The organism is Rothia terrae (genome assembly GCF_014705925.2).
Lineage (GTDB): Bacteria > Actinomycetota > Actinomycetes > Actinomycetales > Micrococcaceae > Rothia > Rothia terrae.
The window spans coordinates 1,078,116-1,092,465 of record NZ_CP061539.1 but is presented as its reverse complement, the minus strand read 5'-3'; the positions used below and the strand labels follow the sequence as shown (position 1 = coordinate 1,092,465).

The window sequence follows — 14,350 nt, the reverse complement described above, 5'->3', positions numbered from 1 at the left end:
TTCTCACTAAGGACGCGCCGTCAAAAGCGCGTCCTTCTACCGTTAAGAAAGTATTTTGATGGCAACCGTAACTTTTGATCCTGCCACTTGGCCCGGAGTAGACCCCCTCTGGTCTAAAACTCTTGAAGTGGCATCCACTGCGCCCGTTGAGAAGGCTGGCACCACCCGCACGTGGCATTACCTCGATAATATTGATGCACTCGGTTCACGCGATTACGTGGGCACTGTTTTTTGTGTGCACGGTAATCCCACGTGGTCTTATCTGTGGCGCTCCGTTCTTTCAGCAGCCACCCAAGCGGAGCACCCCTGGCGCGTGATTGCAGTTGATCAGATCGATATGGGCTTTTCAGAACGAACGGGAACCGTTCGCAGCTTAGCTGACCGCGTCCGCGACCTCTCAGATTTTTCTGCTGCGGTAGGCCTGAATTCCACCGACAAACCTGTAGTGACCATGGCGCATGACTGGGGTGGGCTGATCTCACTGGGTTGGGCGCTTGAGCACCGCGAGCTCATCAACGGCGTCATGCTCACCAACACCGGCGTCTTTCACGATCACCGTGAGAATCTGCCCTCAGCCTTACGTTTGGCCCTGGCTCCTAAGGTCCATCCTGTTGCCACCTCAAAGACCACTGCGTTCTTGGACGTAACGCTAGGTCTTGTGCAGGGTGGTCTCGATTCTGATATTCGAGCAACCTATCGAGCTCCCTACAAAACTGAAGAGCGTCGCGCTGCCATCCAGAATTTTGTCGGAGATATTCCCTTCGGCCCCGAAACCGCCTCCCACCCGCACATGGTGCGTATTGCTGAAGGCATCAAAGAACTCAACGTTCCCGCTTTCTTCCAATGGGGCACTAAAGACCCGGTGTTCCAGCGCAAATACATGATGGATCTTATGCGCCGTATGCCGCAGGCCCAGGTTCACCGCTATGAAAACGCCTCGCACCTTGTAGCTGAAGATGAAGATATTGCTACTCCTGCACTCAACTGGCTCACCCAGAATTTTGTGAACGAAAAAACCGCACGTCAGTTGCACACCGAAGAACGCGCACGGCTGCATCAGGGACTCACCACCGAGTACTCCCCCATGATTGCCGAGCTATTCTCGCGATCCAACGACTCAAGCCTCGCTGTCATTGATATGGGTGGCGACGGCAGTTCCGCGGTCGCTCGTCTCAGCTGGGCTGACCTAGCCGCTGAGGTCAACCGCATCGCTTACGGTCTTACCCAGCTGGGCGTGAAACGTGGCGACCGCATCAATCTGATGGTTCCTCCCGGATCTAAACTGACAGCTTTGCTCTACGCATGCCTGAAAATCGGCGCTGTGATCGTCGTTGCCGATACCGGTTTGGGAGCTAAGGGACTCACCCGTGCACTCAAAGGTGCTCAACCGGACTACATTGTGGGCATCAAAACCGCGCTGGTCGCGGCAAAGACCTTGGGCTGGCCTGGCAAGCGCATCAGCGCCGATAAGCTTCCCGCACCTGCATTGAAGGCTCTTGGTGCTATTGCTTCGGTTACAGATTTTGCGCCGACCGCGATGTTTGAGATTGAGCAGGTTGATCCTGACGCCGATGCAGCAGTCCTCTACACCTCCGGCTCTACGGGACCGGCAAAGGGTGTTGTATACACGCATCGTCAGATGGCAGGAATGCGCGACACCATCAAAAACACCTATTCCCTTACTGCTGGCACCGGTCTAGTCGCAGGCTTCGCTCCGTTTGCTCTGCTCGGGCCAGCGTTGGGTTGTACCTCCGTCACTCCGAAGATGGATGTCACCAAGCCCAAAACGCTCTCTGCTTCGGCGCTCGCATCGGCAGCTCATGCTATCCAAGCAACCGCAATCTTTGCATCTCCCGCCGCACTAGTGAACGTGGTGGCTACGTCTTCTGATCTGAACAAAGAGCAACGCTCAGCCTTGAAGAACATAGACCTGTTGCTTTCAGCAGGCGCGCCCATTCCCATGCCTCTGCTAGAGAAGGTCAGCGCAATTTTGCCCAACGCATCATTGCATACCCCTTACGGCATGACTGAGGCTCTACCGGTAACCGATGTTGATTTCCAGAGTATTCGTGAAGCCCAACAAGATGCTGAGACCTCAGTGCCCGGTGCTGGCAATGGTGTATGCGTTGGAACCCCTGTATACGGTGCTCAGATTCTTGTGGCTCCCCTGGATTCTCGCGGTGAAGCCACAGGAACCCCGACCACCGAGGCCGGTATTACCGGCGAGATTATGGTCAGTGCCCCGCACGTGAAAGACCGTTACGATACCTTGTGGGTTACAGAAGAAGTTTCTACTCAGAACCCCGGCTGGCACCGCACCGGTGATATCGGTCATTTCGATGCTTCAGGACGCCTGTGGGTAGAAGGACGCCTGGCTCACGTGATGGTGACGTCAGCCGGTGTTCTCACTCCCGTCGCTGCCGAGCTAGCTACTGAAGAAGTCGAAGGCGTCAAGCGCGCTGCTGTTGTGAGCGTTGGCCCCGTATCAGTAGCAACCCCGGTTGCGGTCATCGAGACTGTTGAAAAGACCAAGGCCGGCCAGGCCCCGTTCGGCCTGACACAGCGCATCCGTCAGCATGTTCTATCGACGACCGGTATTGAACTATCCGCTGTGCTCGTCGTTGATGAGCACCCTACCGATGTCCGTCACAACTCAAAGATTGATCGCCCCGCTCTTGCGCAGTGGGCAGAGAAAACCTTGACCGGTAAGAAAGCGAAGTTGAAGTAATGACTGCTTTTTCACAGCATCCGCTGAGCGAGAATTCATTCGCGAAAGAACGCAATGAACGCGTGTTGGTGACCGGCGCATCAGGTATGCTCGGCCGCGAAGTAGCTCTCAAGCTGTTGCGCGACGGTTATCAGGTTCGTGTGCTTCAACGCTCGGACGCTCAGCTAGAGTCGCTGCTTCCTGCCTCTGTAGTATCCCGCGTTAGCCAGGTTCGCGGCTCTGTATCTGATGCTGCAACCGTTGACAGCGCTATGCAGGATGTTGACGGAGTCATCCATATCGCGGCTAAGGTATCGGTTTCTGGCGCGTGGGACGATTACGTTGAAGCAAATATCGTGGGAACACGCACCGTGATTGAGACCGCTAAACAACACGGTGTGAAGAAGTTTATTTACGTTTCTTCACCGTCTGTTGCTCACGCAGGTTCCTCATTGGTGGGTGAAGGCAACACCGCTGCTAGCCCTGAACACGCCCGCGGCAATTACGCACGGTCTAAAGCGTACGCTGAGCAACTAGCTCTAGAATCTGATGCTACAGACTTCCGCGTTGGCGTTTTGCGTCCGCATCTTATCTGGGGCCCCGGAGATACCCAGTTGGTAGAACGTCTGATTGAGCGTAGCGCCGCCGGGCGTCTGCCACTTCTTGATGGTGGCACCGGACTCATTGATACTGTCTACATCGATAACGCTGTGGACGCTGTTGTTGCCGGGTACGAACGCATTGAGCATATTCACGGACAACCATTGGTAGTCACCAATGGTCAGCCGCGTACCGTCGCTGAGCTGCTTACTGGCTTTGCCGAAGCTGCTGGTGTTCAGGCACCGTCCAAGAGCATTCCGGCAAAACTAGCTTATGCGGCAGGAAAAGTCATCGAAAAGGCTTGGGAGATTAAACCCGGCGAGGATGAACCGCCCATGACAGCCTTTTTGGCGGAACAGCTATCGACTGCGCACTGGTTTGATCAGCGTAAAACCCGCGAGCTTCTCAAATGGACGCCTGGCGTTTCTATTGAAGAAGGTTACGAACGCCTGCGTCAGTTCTACACGGGACGTTACACGCGATAATCTGCTCAAAGAGCATTTTGTATAACTGTGGGTCGGACGCCTTACCGGTTTTCCGACCCACAGTTTTATTATTCTTTATTTGTCTTTATGGAGCTTGACGCGGTGCTCTCTGGCATCGCGGACAACGATAAGAACTACGGTTCATAAAGGGTTCGCGAACGATTATCGACGTTTTACCGGCCTCTAAACAACGCACGCAGGGCTTGCCCGCTTGACCGTAAGCGTGAAGAGACCGGTCAAAATAACCCGATTGGCCGTTCACGTTGACGTATAGCGCATCAAAGCTCGTACCACCTGCTACCAGCGCTTGCTGCATAACGTCTGAGACCGCATCAACCAGCGTCCTACTTTGCGCAGCGGTCAACGATTTCGCTGGCTTATTGTAATGTAGCTTAGCCCGCCATAGAGCCTCATCAGCATAGATATTTCCAACACCAGAAATCACCGATTGATCTAATAGCAGTCGCTTAATACCGCTGGATGTTTTACGTAGCTTGGTTCGGAAGTCTGCATACGAAAAGTTGGGATCAAGGGGATCACGAGCAATATGCGATACTGCACGCGGAACCACTGGTAGCCCAAGATTAGATCTTGATGCTGAGGGTATAAGCTCCCCCGCCGCATCTGTGGTGTGCACCCACTCATCTAAAAACATACCGCCAAAAATTCGTTGATCAACGAATCTAAGTTCCGTGGCTGACCCGTCGTTGAGTTTCAAGCCGAGCGTAATCTTCAGGTGCTTGTCGGCAGCGAAAGTAGAGTCTTTAAACAAAACTTGACCGCTCATTCCCAAGTGAATAACTAGCGCCGGCGGAATCTGTGAAAGATCAGAAATCTTTTCAATTCCACCTGCCGCACAGTGGCGTGGTGCAAGCACCAACCATAAGTACTTACCGCGTCGGGCAGCATCAACAATAACAGCCCCCGTGAGCTCTTCTACAAACTGGTGAGCATCGCCAGCATATCTTCTAATGGAGCGAATATCATGAACTACCACACTCTCAATTTCAGCACCTAAGGCATACTCAACGATTCCGGCTCGAACAGTTTCAACTTCGGGCAACTCGGGCATGCTCACAACCTTTTTTAAAAATAAATGGGCGGTACATCAACTGTACCGCCCGACGCTAAGTTTTTAGTCCTGCGTCAAAATTTTATAGCCGCGATGTGCAGCTTCGCGTTCTGCTTCTTTTTTATTAGTGCTTTCACCACCGCTGGCAACGATGTCCTCACCGTCGATAACCAGTACGGCTGTGTAACGACGCGCGTGGTCGGGACCAACGCCGGTAATACGGTACGAGGGTTCACCCTTGGACAAAGATGCGGCAAGCTCCTGCACCTTGGTCTTCCAGTCAGCACCGGCACCCAAAACGTATTCATCGTCCAGCAGATCTCCGGTGAGACGAAGAACCAACTCACGAGCAGGCTCGCGTCCGGCGCTCATATACACAGCACCAAAAATAGCTTCGAGAGTATCTGCCAAAATTGAATCTTTATCAGCTCCGCCGCTTCGCTTTTCGCCTTTACCTAAACGAATATGAGGGCCAAGCTCCAGCGAGCGCGCAATTTGAGCGAGGGTACGAGTTGATACGACCGCGTGATGTCGTGACACAAGTTCGCGTTCAGGGACGGCCGGAAAACGGCGGTACAGCTCTTCGGCGACGGCCAAAGACAGTACGGAATCCCCCAAGAACTCTAGACGCTCATTGTGCGGGATTTCCCCGTTTTCGAAGGAGTATGAACGGTGAGTTAGCGCAAGCACAAACGTCTCGGTGTCGATATAGACACCGAGACGTTTCAAAAAAGCTCTATTGTTAGAGTCAGTCATTGACGCAAAGATTAAGCGTCAGCGACCTTGCGGCCCTTGTACTCATAGAACAGCGCGTTACCGGTTGAATCGGTAACAACCTTAGCCTGGTGAGGCAGGCTGTAGGTCACGCGACCGTTTTCAACGGTCTTTACCAGCTGAGGCACTGATGCCTTCCACTGTGAACGACGTGCGCGGGTGTTAGCACGGGACATTTTCCGCTTGGGAACAGCCACAGCTATCTCTTTTCTCTCTTAATAACTTATAAGTTCTTATCACCCTCATTGAACAACCCGGCTAGGGCGTTCCAACGAGAATCAAGCACCTCATGGTGATGCTCGGGGTCATCTTCAAGGCGGAAGCCGCACTCTGAACACAAGCCCAAGCAGGTTTCCCGACAAACGGGCTGGAACGGCAGCTGTAGAATCACTGCGTCCCGCAATACTGGTTCAAGGTCGATTTCTTCGTCCTCTACTGCGTACTGCTCATCAATTTCATCTTCAGGGCCACCTTCAGGGGCCTTCTCAAAGACGAAGAGCTCTTGAACATCGGCTGATAATTCATAGTCGATTGAATCAAGGCAACGGCTACATTCTCCGTGTACATCCACGGAGGCAACGCCAGATACCAGAATACCATCTACAACGGATTCCAGTCGGACATTGAGGTCAATGTCGGTACCTTCTTCCGCTCCGATGAGAGCATTGCCAAAATCTTTTGGCGCGGGTACAACTTCATCGAGGGTTTCCATTGTCCCAGGTCGATGGCTCAGTTCTCGCACCGATACCTTCAGGGGCGATGAATTTTTTCGATTAATGACGAACTCCTGACGAATTTTATAACCAACCCACTATTTTAGATATAAAAAGTGAGCACTACAAGCATTCCACGTTAATTTATGCAGTGCAACGCTAGGTGGTGTGGGGTTAACCTCATCCTAGTGATATGCGGTGTCATTACCACTGCCTGTGCGCATTACTTAGTTGAGTTGCCCAAATGCTCGCTGTACAGACCGCGGCACAAATGCGGTGATATTGCCGTCGTAGGATGCTACTTCTTTGACGATGGTGGATGACAGGTGAGTCCATTTGGTGTCACCTACCAAGAAGCTGGTTTCAACACCGGAGATATGACGGTTCATGCTTGCCATGGGAGCTTCATATTCAAAGTCTTGGCTATTGCGCAAGCCCTTGATCATCAATGTAGAACCCTGCGCGCGCACATAGTCCGCTAGCAACGCATCCTGAGGCATGGCTTCAACGCGCACGCCGTCAAGATACTCAAAAGTTTCTTGCGCCATTGCAACCCGCTCCTCGAGCGAGAATCGGTATTTTTTAGCAGAGTTATGGGCTACAGCTACGAGCACTGAACCGTAGATCTTGGCGGCGCGGGTAATAATTTCAACGTGCCCATTGTGAATGGGGTCGAAAGAACCGGGGCAAACAACTAATTGCATGATAATAAGACTAACAGTGCCTTAAAAATCCCAGAAGGCAGCAGCCGGCAAGTGTTGCAAAGTTCTTCAATAATGTACATGTCTTGGCGTGAGGAGTCCCCTTATGATTTTCCCGTACGAACACGTAGGCCGCGCCACCGGCCTGCTGAGTGCAACTGGGCAACAGACCTCAACTATCTTTGAAGAAATGTCTGCGCTGGCTCATCAATACGATGCCATCAATTTGGGACAGGGCTTTCCAGATACCGATGGCCCCTCAGCGATGCTTCAGGCGGCACAGGACGCTATTGCAGAGGGGAAAAATCAATACGCAACCATCGCCGGGGATGAGGCTTTGCGCAAAGCCGTTGCCACCCATCAGCATCGCTTTTACAACGATTCACTATCAACCGACTGCGTTCTTATCACGGCAGGCGCGTCAGAAGCCATCGCTTCCGCCGTTGCCGCTTTCGTGCGACCCGGTGATGAAGTCATAGTTTTTGAACCTTTCTATGACATCTACCCCGCAGCCATCGCCCAGGCCGGTGCAGTGATAAAAACGGTGCCGCTTGTGCCACCGACGTTCGATCCCGACTTGGATGCATTGGAAAATGCCTTTTCACAGCGCACGCGCATGGTGATTTTCAACGACCCTCACAACCCCACCGGCACTGTTTTCTCGCCTCAGACGAAACATAAAATAGCCCAGCTGGCTGCTGAGCACGACGCGCTGATTCTTCAAGATGGAGTCTACGAGCATCTCACTTTTGATCACCAAAAGTTCTCGCCAATTTTTCTGATTCCAGAAGCTAAAGACCGAACGCTGTTTGTATCTGCCATCTCTAAAACCTTTTCAGCAACCGGCTGGAGAATCGGCTGGGTGACCGGGCCACAGCGCCTCATTTCAGCCCTGAAAATTGTCAAAGGATATTTTTCGCATTCAGCAGCTGCTCCCCTACAAGTAGGCGCCGCGGCGGCACTAAACTCACCCGCATCCTTCTATGACGGGCTGAAAGTCGCTTACCAGCAACAACGCGATATTCTGTTGCACGGGTTAGATAACACTGCCTGGAAGTTGCAAAAACCGCAGGGCACTTTCTTCGCCGTTGCCGATGCCACCGATCTACTCGAAAAGATGGGTGCTAAGGACGCGGTAGAGCTAGCCACCGTGTTGCCGCGTGAAGCAGGCGTAGCGGTTGTTCCGCTCACGGCCTTTGCGACGAAGAACTATAAACCGGCGGTATCGACCTGGGTCAGGTTCGCCTTTTGTAAGCGACCTGAAGTGCTTGATGCAGCGGTTGATCGTTTGAAGACTCTTGGCTAGCCTTAGCAGACTTAAACCATTGATTTGTGATGCACATCTACAAAGTACGTTAGGTTAAACCATGAATGAACACTACAACCTTCCCGCACTTCTGACAGAAAACTCGCTTATTTTCCAACAAACGAGCGGTTTCATGAGCAATGATTTTCAGATCCAGAACAGCGCAGAGCAAGTCTTAGGTGATTTTGTCACTCAAGGCGATGGTCTCTCGCGTATGGTCATGGGTAGCCGAAATTTCGATCTCATCGGCGCTGACGGTCTGGTCTACCTCAAATTAAACGACGAAATAACGTTTGGACGCGACCGCTTTGAGATTTACAGCGGTAACGGCGAGCGCCTAGCTTCGGTGGTGCAAAATATTGCTTTGTTCTCAACAAAGGTCACCGTTGAAATGGCGCAGGGGCTTATTTTGACGTTGCAGGGGTCGCCGCTAAAGTTCGACTTCGATATCCTGGCGGGCACCCATCGTGCCGCGGCCGTTTCACGCGCATGGGCTGGAATGGGCAAAGGGTTGATGGGACGTAGCAGGTACAACATTGAGCTCGACCCCGGTGCGCCGCCAGAGATTCGTTTGGCGATTTTTGGCACAGTCTTAGCCCTTGATTTAATTCGCGCTAAAGCGAGCAAAAACTAAATTGTCATCAGAAAAACCGGGGGTACGCATCTGATCTACTACCGGTTTTTCTTTTATTCTCAAGAATTTTCTGGCTCTACAGGTTCGACGTACCACAGCGTTGTCTCGCCATACTGCTTAGTCGCAAACCGCTCTAGCCCTTGCGGAAGTAAAGGTTCTTCGCTGCGAGTGGATCGTTCAAGAACAATCACGCTACCCTCCACCACATGGGCAGTTAGTTTTTCCAACAGTAAATAGATATCGTCGTTAGATACGGCATACGGCGGATCAATAAAAACCACGTCGAAGGGTGCCCCCGTGTAGTGCTCCGTGAACGATGCGGCGGTCATCTTGTGAACCTTTGACGTACCACTCACCGACTTACCCAGCAATGCTGCGTTCTTCTCAATCGCCGTAATAGCTTTGGGATAATGATCCACAAAATCAACATGGGTGGCACCGCGCGATAAAGCCTCACAGCCTAAAGCTCCCGAGCCACCAAACAAATCGAGCACCCGAGCATCTTCAAGTACCTCGTACGCATCCAATCGAGAAAAAAGAGCCTCTTTCACGCGGTCTGTCGTTGGACGCGTGTTGTCACCCGGAACATTAGCTAAACGTTGACCACCGGCAATACCTGCAATAATTCGGCTCAAAACACAATCCTCTCGTGAACGTATTCCATCATTCTAACCGCGGCCCAAAAATGCCTCAGAATCAGCATCTAGCGCGCGTTCCAATGTCCGGGCAATATCTGGATGGCGAGCAAGCGTTGGATCCTTTTCAACGAGCGCTCTGGCATCTTCACGGGCTTTTTCAATGAGAGAAGCATCCGTCAAAGCTCGTAACAACTTGAGCGTAGTCTTCTTACCGGACTGAGCAGCACCCAAGATATCCCCCTCGCGTCTTTGCTCTAAGTCGATCTTTGAAAGCTCAAAACCATCGGTGGTAGAAGCCAACGCGGCGAGCCTCTCTCTGGAAATACCATCGGAGTTCTGCTTAGTCACGAGCAGGCAGGTACCGGGCAAGGTTCCACGACCAATACGACCGCGAAGCTGATGAAGACCAGAAATGCCAAACCGGTCAGCGTCCATAATAATCATGAGCGTAGCGTTAGGAACGTTCACGCCCACCTCAATGACAGTAGTCGACACCAAAATATCAATGTCACCGGCATCAAAACGAGACATTACATCGGATTTAGCCGACGTATCCATTTTGCCGTGCAGAACCTCGATGCGAGTTCCTGCCAAAGCATCCACCGATGTCAGCTCTTCAAACATAGAGCTGACCGAAGTGAGCGGATCTCGTGATTTCTCCTGAGAATCCGTACCCAGCAAAGTGCTGCCGTCATCGCCGACCGAAGAATCATCCTGACCAATTTTGGGCACAACCACGTAGACCTGGTGACCGGCGTCTACCTCTTCACGTGCGCGCTGCCAGAGCCTATCGCGCCACGCTGGTTTTTCGGCAAGAGGCACCACATGCGTAGTGATTTTCTGGCGTCCGGCAGGAAGCTGATCAAGTACTGAGGTGTCAAGGTCACCAAAGACGGTCATAGCAACGGTACGCGGAATGGGGGTTGCTGTCATGACGAGTCGGTGGGGCAATGCTCCGTTCGGTCCGCGCAAGGCATCGCGCTGTTCCACACCAAAACGATGCTGTTCGTCCACCACGACCATGCCGAGATCAGCAAATTGCACATTATGCGCTAAGAGGGCGTGGGTACCGATAACGATATGGGCAGCACCCGATGCCATATCAGCTAACACCTGTTTTTTCTCGCGAGCAGGCAGTGAGGCTTTGAGCAGAACCACATGAATACCGTGCGGATTCTTCTCGCTCACCAAGAGGTCACCCAAAATAGCGCACACGGAATTATAGTGTTGCTCCGCCAAAACCTCGGTGGGGGCTAGCATCGCTGATTGCGCGTGATTATCAGCCACCTGGAGCATGGCACGCAAAGCTACAACGGTTTTACCTGACCCAACATCACCTTGCAGCAACCGGTTCATCGGAGTGGAGGATGCGAGATCGTGGGCAATCTGCTCCCCAACTCTGTACTGACCTTCGGTGAGGTTGTAAGGCAGAAGCTGTAGAAGTTTCTTAGCGTACCCGTTGGCGGTTGCGGGGCGAGCAACAGTGTCGTGTGCTGCACGGGCAGCGCGAGTCTTCGCAAGAGCGATCTGCAAGATAAACGCTTCCCTAAAACGCAAAGCGTAGTGAGCGGCGCGCCACGTTTCTTCGGTATCGGGAGTGTGCAGAGCGCGATACGTCCACGCTAGTGATGGGATTTTGCGGGCACGACGAACAGAGACCGGCAGCGGATCTTCAAGTTCTGATAACTTGGCGCGGTCAAGTACCTGCTCCATTGCAGTTGCAATTCTGTCGGTGGGTAACTTGGCTGGAGCCTTATAGACAGGAATGGGAGCCGTGGCGCGATTTTTAGCGCGCTCGATGGCGTGCGAGGACGCGCCGGTCAGGTCTTCGTCCCCGGCAAGTACTGCGTAATGCGGGTTTGTCAGCGTGAGTTCACCGCGGTAGGCACCCACTTTTCCTGAGAACATCACATGATCGCCTGCATGGATTTCTCGTGCCGCTGTCCAAGCGTTGAAAAAGGACAGCGTCATGGTTGACTGATTGCGGATGAATCCCTCACCTTGCCAGCTGCCTAGCGTCGGCTCAAAGCCGGGGAATGCGCCGTAGGTGTCAGCGTATCCTGAGGCGTTGCCTGCAATGCGCGGATGCGCCTGGTTGACTCGCCCGGGTTGCACTCCAAACCCACCGGTGCTGGGGGTCGAGTCGGTTTCATCCAGCTGGTCTGTGATGGTGATTTCGGTGATCGATCCCCTACGCGAGTGCATATTTCTGGTGCTGACGCTGAGCACTTTAGCTAGCAGGGTCGCGTCTTGACCTTCGACCAGCTCTGAAAAGCTGGTGAGCTCACCGCGAGGTAAATACTTGCGGGGGTAATATTCTAGAAATTCCCCCACAGTGGAGATACCCAGGTGAGTGGCTATGCTTTTAGCTGTTGCATGGTGAAGATAGTTTTTGAGCGGCTCATTTTCGAGGCGGTTTTCCTCGCTGTAGTGTTCTTTCGCCTCTTTGACCTTGTTAGCTATTTCTTGTTGTTCGGGGCTGAGTTTTTGTTTCTGACGCGTTGATGGCGCTGGTTTGCGGGATTTTGTCTTTGTCTTGGAAGTGGCCTGAATCTTCTGTGAAGCCTTGGTTTTAGAGTTTTTTGAGGTACTGCTCTGGCGAGGCTTACGCGTTTTTTGGCGCGCTGTCGCCTGTTTCTTGGGCTCAGGTGGGCTGCTCTGAGTTATTTCCTGCGCAACAGCTAAGAGATCAGGTTGAGTCACCTCGGGCTGTTTCTTATGTGAAGACGCAGCACGCTTGATAGAGCGAGCGTCCTGGGTTCTCTGAGGGGTCTTCTCTAACCGCGCGGTATCGGGCAGGTCAAAAAGCGTTTCAAAATCAGTATCGGGTGTAGTTTCGTCTGACATTAGTGACCCAACGAGGTAGTACGTAGGTTTTCGACTTCACCTGCTGCCTGAAGCGCAGAGATGGCGGCTTCTTCTGTCGTTACGTGCACGTGTACCGCCCAGCGCGCAGGTTCACCGTTACCTACCCGCGCGATGCTCAAGGAATCTCCCATGGCTTCTAAAGAGTTACGCAAAGTGCTCATGGTCAGAAGATCTGCGGTCACAGTTGCCATCACTTCTACACCGGAGTCTTTGGACGCGTGAGACTGACGATGTTTTACTGCCAGATGTGCGGTGAGAAATTCTGCATCGTATCGAGCTGCCCGCGACGGTTGCCCGGCTACTTGGGCTAACGCATCGATGACATACAGAAAGCCCAGCGCACCAGCATCCACAACATTGGTTTCGCTTAATGCCGGAAGTATTGAAGTAGTTTCTCGCACTGTCTGTTCAGCGCAATCGCGGGCATCATCTAGATTCTTTACACTGCCGATAGCTTTCATCACCGTTAGCATTGTGCCCTCGACAGGAGTTGATAAAGACTTCTCAGCAACCCTTGCAGCTGCAGCGAATCCTTCAACACAACGGACTGCTGATTGTGCATCGTCATGCACAAACGGAGCCAAACTGTTGAGCCACACACTCAATAGTGTGCCTGAATTGCCACGGGCGTTGTTCATAGCGCTCTCTGCGAAATCAGCGAAGCTACTATTTTCGCGGCTCTCACGAATACGGGCTAGAGTTCCCGCCATATTAGAACCCGTGTCAGAATCGGGCACCGGGAAAAGGTTTAGAGCATTGAGACCTTGCGCGCGATCAGACAGAACTTGTTCCGCGCTAGTCAGCCAGGTCCTCCACCATAGACTGTCCAAAATGGTCCCACCCTTTCGACTCCACAGATACTCCATCAACGGTAACGGCAGAATCTAGTTTTTCGCGACACGTGCCGATGCGGGTGAACTCAGTTGGCAGTTCAGCATCGGCAGGAAATGTTGCAAGCAATCCATGATTTTCTCCGCCGGTCAATACCCATTCTAAAGCCAGATGTTCCGGTGAGTTGCTGAGCAAAGAAGCAGTATTCTCTAAGGGCGTGATAAACCGGCGCAGGCTTTCAGTCTCAAAGTCGATAGTAATGCCAGAGGCATCCGCTATTCTCGAGGCATCTTTCAGCGGACCATCAGATACATCAAGCATCGCTGTTGCTCCGGCTAGTCGAGCTTTCTCGCCAGCTTTCAGCGGTGATTGAGGACGCTGCTGGGCAGCAATGCACGCAAGGGCGGGCTCTTCAAGATCGGGTAACTGTTCAGTTTCCAGTAGCGCTAACCCGGCAGCAGCTGTGCCGAGTGCTCCTGCAATAGCTACCTGATCGCCCGCATGCGCCCCCGATCGTAAAACGGGCTGAGGCGTCAGCCCCAGTGCAGTAACGGTTACTGAAAGCTCCGTGGACGTTCCAAGGTCACCACCAGCGACGGTGCAGGCCTCAGCACCAAGAGCGGCACAGGCATCCACCATTCCTTGAGCAAAATCTTCAAAAAACTGCACCGGGGATGATTTCGGGCAAGAAATAGAGACCACCATTGAGACAGGCTGAGCACCCATAGCCGCCACATCAGCTAGATTTTGTGTGGTGGCCTTCCACCCAATGTCATACCCGGTGGTAGTGAGCCCGCTGGGCCACCGCCAACGAAAGTCTTGGTTTTCCACCTGCGTGTCAGTGGTAACAACTGTCTGTCCCCCGCGTAAATCCAGCACAGCGGCATCGTCACCAGGGCCCACGATGAGGTGTGAGAAACCAGCCTGACGCACCGATTGCTGCCGCTGAAATAAAGTGGGCGTGAACCGTGCCAGCACCTCAGACTCTGAACTAGATTCAACACGGTCAACAGATGGCATG

At 52.9% G+C, this 14,350-nt stretch carries 13 protein-coding genes; 4 read left to right on the top strand and 9 right to left on the bottom strand.

The window, feature by feature from the left end; all coding sequences use genetic code 11:
- Positions 1–58 precede the first annotated feature (58 nt).
- Both IDM49_RS05050 and IDM49_RS05045 read left to right on the top strand, forming a co-directional pair.
- Positions 59–2,728, top strand: coding sequence for an alpha/beta fold hydrolase (locus tag IDM49_RS05050; RefSeq protein ID WP_190725242.1), 2,670 nt, complete (start codon positions 59–61; stop codon positions 2,726–2,728).
- Complete coding sequence (locus IDM49_RS05045; RefSeq protein ID WP_190725241.1) at positions 2,728–3,792, top strand: NAD-dependent epimerase/dehydratase family protein; 1,065 nt, start codon at positions 2,728–2,730, stop codon at positions 3,790–3,792. Before IDM49_RS05050 ends, IDM49_RS05045 begins: the two co-directional genes overlap by 1 nt.
- An 85-nt stretch (positions 3,793–3,877) precedes the next feature.
- Here IDM49_RS05045 and mutM read toward each other — a convergent pair whose 3' ends face one another.
- The 5 genes from mutM to coaD all read right to left on the bottom strand — a co-directional run bounded on the left by mutM (position 3,878) and on the right by coaD (position 7,055).
- The gene (gene mutM / locus IDM49_RS05040; protein WP_190725240.1) at positions 3,878–4,864 is read right to left on the bottom strand and encodes a bifunctional DNA-formamidopyrimidine glycosylase/DNA-(apurinic or apyrimidinic site) lyase; all 987 of its coding nucleotides are present in this window, start codon (positions 4,862–4,864) and stop codon (positions 3,878–3,880) included.
- Between the two features lie 63 nt (positions 4,865–4,927).
- Positions 4,928–5,620 carry a ribonuclease III gene (gene rnc, locus IDM49_RS05035; RefSeq protein ID WP_168613644.1) on the bottom strand — a complete coding sequence of 231 codons (693 nt, stop codon included), beginning with the start codon at positions 5,618–5,620 and terminating at the stop codon, positions 4,928–4,930.
- Positions 5,621–5,631: 11 nt separating this feature from the next.
- Positions 5,632–5,835, bottom strand: a complete 204-nt coding sequence (gene rpmF / locus IDM49_RS05030) for a 50S ribosomal protein L32 (RefSeq protein WP_168613645.1) — start codon at positions 5,833–5,835, stop codon at positions 5,632–5,634.
- 26 nt (positions 5,836–5,861) lie between these two features.
- Positions 5,862–6,350 (bottom strand): YceD family protein, encoded by a 489-nt coding sequence (locus IDM49_RS05025; protein ID WP_190725239.1) that lies wholly within the window; start codon positions 6,348–6,350, stop codon positions 5,862–5,864.
- Between the two features lie 228 nt (positions 6,351–6,578).
- Positions 6,579–7,055 (bottom strand): pantetheine-phosphate adenylyltransferase, encoded by a 477-nt coding sequence (gene coaD, locus IDM49_RS05020; RefSeq protein ID WP_168613646.1) that lies wholly within the window; start codon positions 7,053–7,055, stop codon positions 6,579–6,581.
- 103 nt (positions 7,056–7,158) lie between these two features.
- On the opposite strand from coaD, the gene IDM49_RS05015 reads away from it, so the two are divergent.
- Complete coding sequence (locus IDM49_RS05015; RefSeq protein ID WP_190725238.1) at positions 7,159–8,358, top strand: aminotransferase class I/II-fold pyridoxal phosphate-dependent enzyme; 1,200 nt, start codon at positions 7,159–7,161, stop codon at positions 8,356–8,358.
- A 61-nt stretch (positions 8,359–8,419) separates the two neighbouring features.
- Positions 8,420–8,992 carry an LURP-one-related/scramblase family protein gene (locus tag IDM49_RS05010; RefSeq protein ID WP_193836680.1) on the top strand — a complete coding sequence of 191 codons (573 nt, stop codon included), beginning with the start codon at positions 8,420–8,422 and terminating at the stop codon, positions 8,990–8,992.
- A gap of 59 nt (positions 8,993–9,051) precedes the next feature.
- On the opposite strand, the gene rsmD is transcribed toward IDM49_RS05010, so the two are convergent.
- Genes rsmD through thiL form a run of 4 tightly spaced genes read right to left on the bottom strand, consistent with a single transcriptional unit; the run spans position 9,052 to position 14,349 of the window.
- Positions 9,052–9,627 carry a 16S rRNA (guanine(966)-N(2))-methyltransferase RsmD gene (gene rsmD / locus IDM49_RS05005; protein WP_168613649.1) on the bottom strand — a complete coding sequence of 192 codons (576 nt, stop codon included), beginning with the start codon at positions 9,625–9,627 and terminating at the stop codon, positions 9,052–9,054.
- 33 nt (positions 9,628–9,660) lie between these two features.
- The gene (locus tag IDM49_RS05000) at positions 9,661–12,477 is read right to left on the bottom strand and encodes an ATP-dependent DNA helicase RecG (RefSeq protein WP_190725236.1); all 2,817 of its coding nucleotides are present in this window, start codon (positions 12,475–12,477) and stop codon (positions 9,661–9,663) included.
- Positions 12,477–13,364 (bottom strand): DAK2 domain-containing protein, encoded by an 888-nt coding sequence (locus tag IDM49_RS04995; RefSeq protein ID WP_228008235.1) that lies wholly within the window; start codon positions 13,362–13,364, stop codon positions 12,477–12,479. Before IDM49_RS04995 ends, IDM49_RS05000 begins: the two co-directional genes overlap by 1 nt.
- Entirely contained in the window at positions 13,294–14,349 is a 1,056-nt protein-coding gene (gene thiL / locus IDM49_RS04990) for a thiamine-phosphate kinase (RefSeq protein ID WP_190725234.1), read from the bottom strand. The genes IDM49_RS04995 and thiL overlap by 71 nt, the downstream gene beginning before the upstream one ends.
- Position 14,350 lies beyond the last annotated feature (1 nt).

What these genes read in the sequence shown, in the direction of transcription:
- IDM49_RS05050 (WP_190725242.1), top strand. Translation starts at nt 59, where the DNA reads ATGGCAACCGTAACTTTTGATCCTGCCACTTGGCCCGGAGTAGACCCC.
- IDM49_RS05045 (WP_190725241.1), top strand. Translation starts at nt 2,728, where the DNA reads ATGACTGCTTTTTCACAGCATCCGCTGAGCGAGAATTCATTCGCGAAA.
- mutM (WP_190725240.1), bottom strand. Translation starts at nt 4,864, where the DNA reads ATGCCCGAGTTGCCCGAAGTTGAAACTGTTCGAGCCGGAATCGTTGAG.
- rnc (WP_168613644.1), bottom strand. Translation starts at nt 5,620, where the DNA reads ATGACTGACTCTAACAATAGAGCTTTTTTGAAACGTCTCGGTGTCTAT.
- IDM49_RS05025 (WP_190725239.1), bottom strand. Translation starts at nt 6,350, where the DNA reads ATGGAAACCCTCGATGAAGTTGTACCCGCGCCAAAAGATTTTGGCAAT.
- coaD (WP_168613646.1), bottom strand. Translation starts at nt 7,055, where the DNA reads ATGCAATTAGTTGTTTGCCCCGGTTCTTTCGACCCCATTCACAATGGG.
- IDM49_RS05015 (WP_190725238.1), top strand. Translation starts at nt 7,159, where the DNA reads ATGATTTTCCCGTACGAACACGTAGGCCGCGCCACCGGCCTGCTGAGT.
- IDM49_RS05010 (WP_193836680.1), top strand. Translation starts at nt 8,420, where the DNA reads ATGAATGAACACTACAACCTTCCCGCACTTCTGACAGAAAACTCGCTT.
- IDM49_RS05000 (WP_190725236.1), bottom strand. Translation starts at nt 12,477, where the DNA reads ATGTCAGACGAAACTACACCCGATACTGATTTTGAAACGCTTTTTGAC.
- IDM49_RS04995 (WP_228008235.1), bottom strand. Translation starts at nt 13,364, where the DNA reads ATGGAGTATCTGTGGAGTCGAAAGGGTGGGACCATTTTGGACAGTCTA.
- thiL (WP_190725234.1), bottom strand. Translation starts at nt 14,349, where the DNA reads ATGCCATCTGTTGACCGTGTTGAATCTAGTTCAGAGTCTGAGGTGCTG.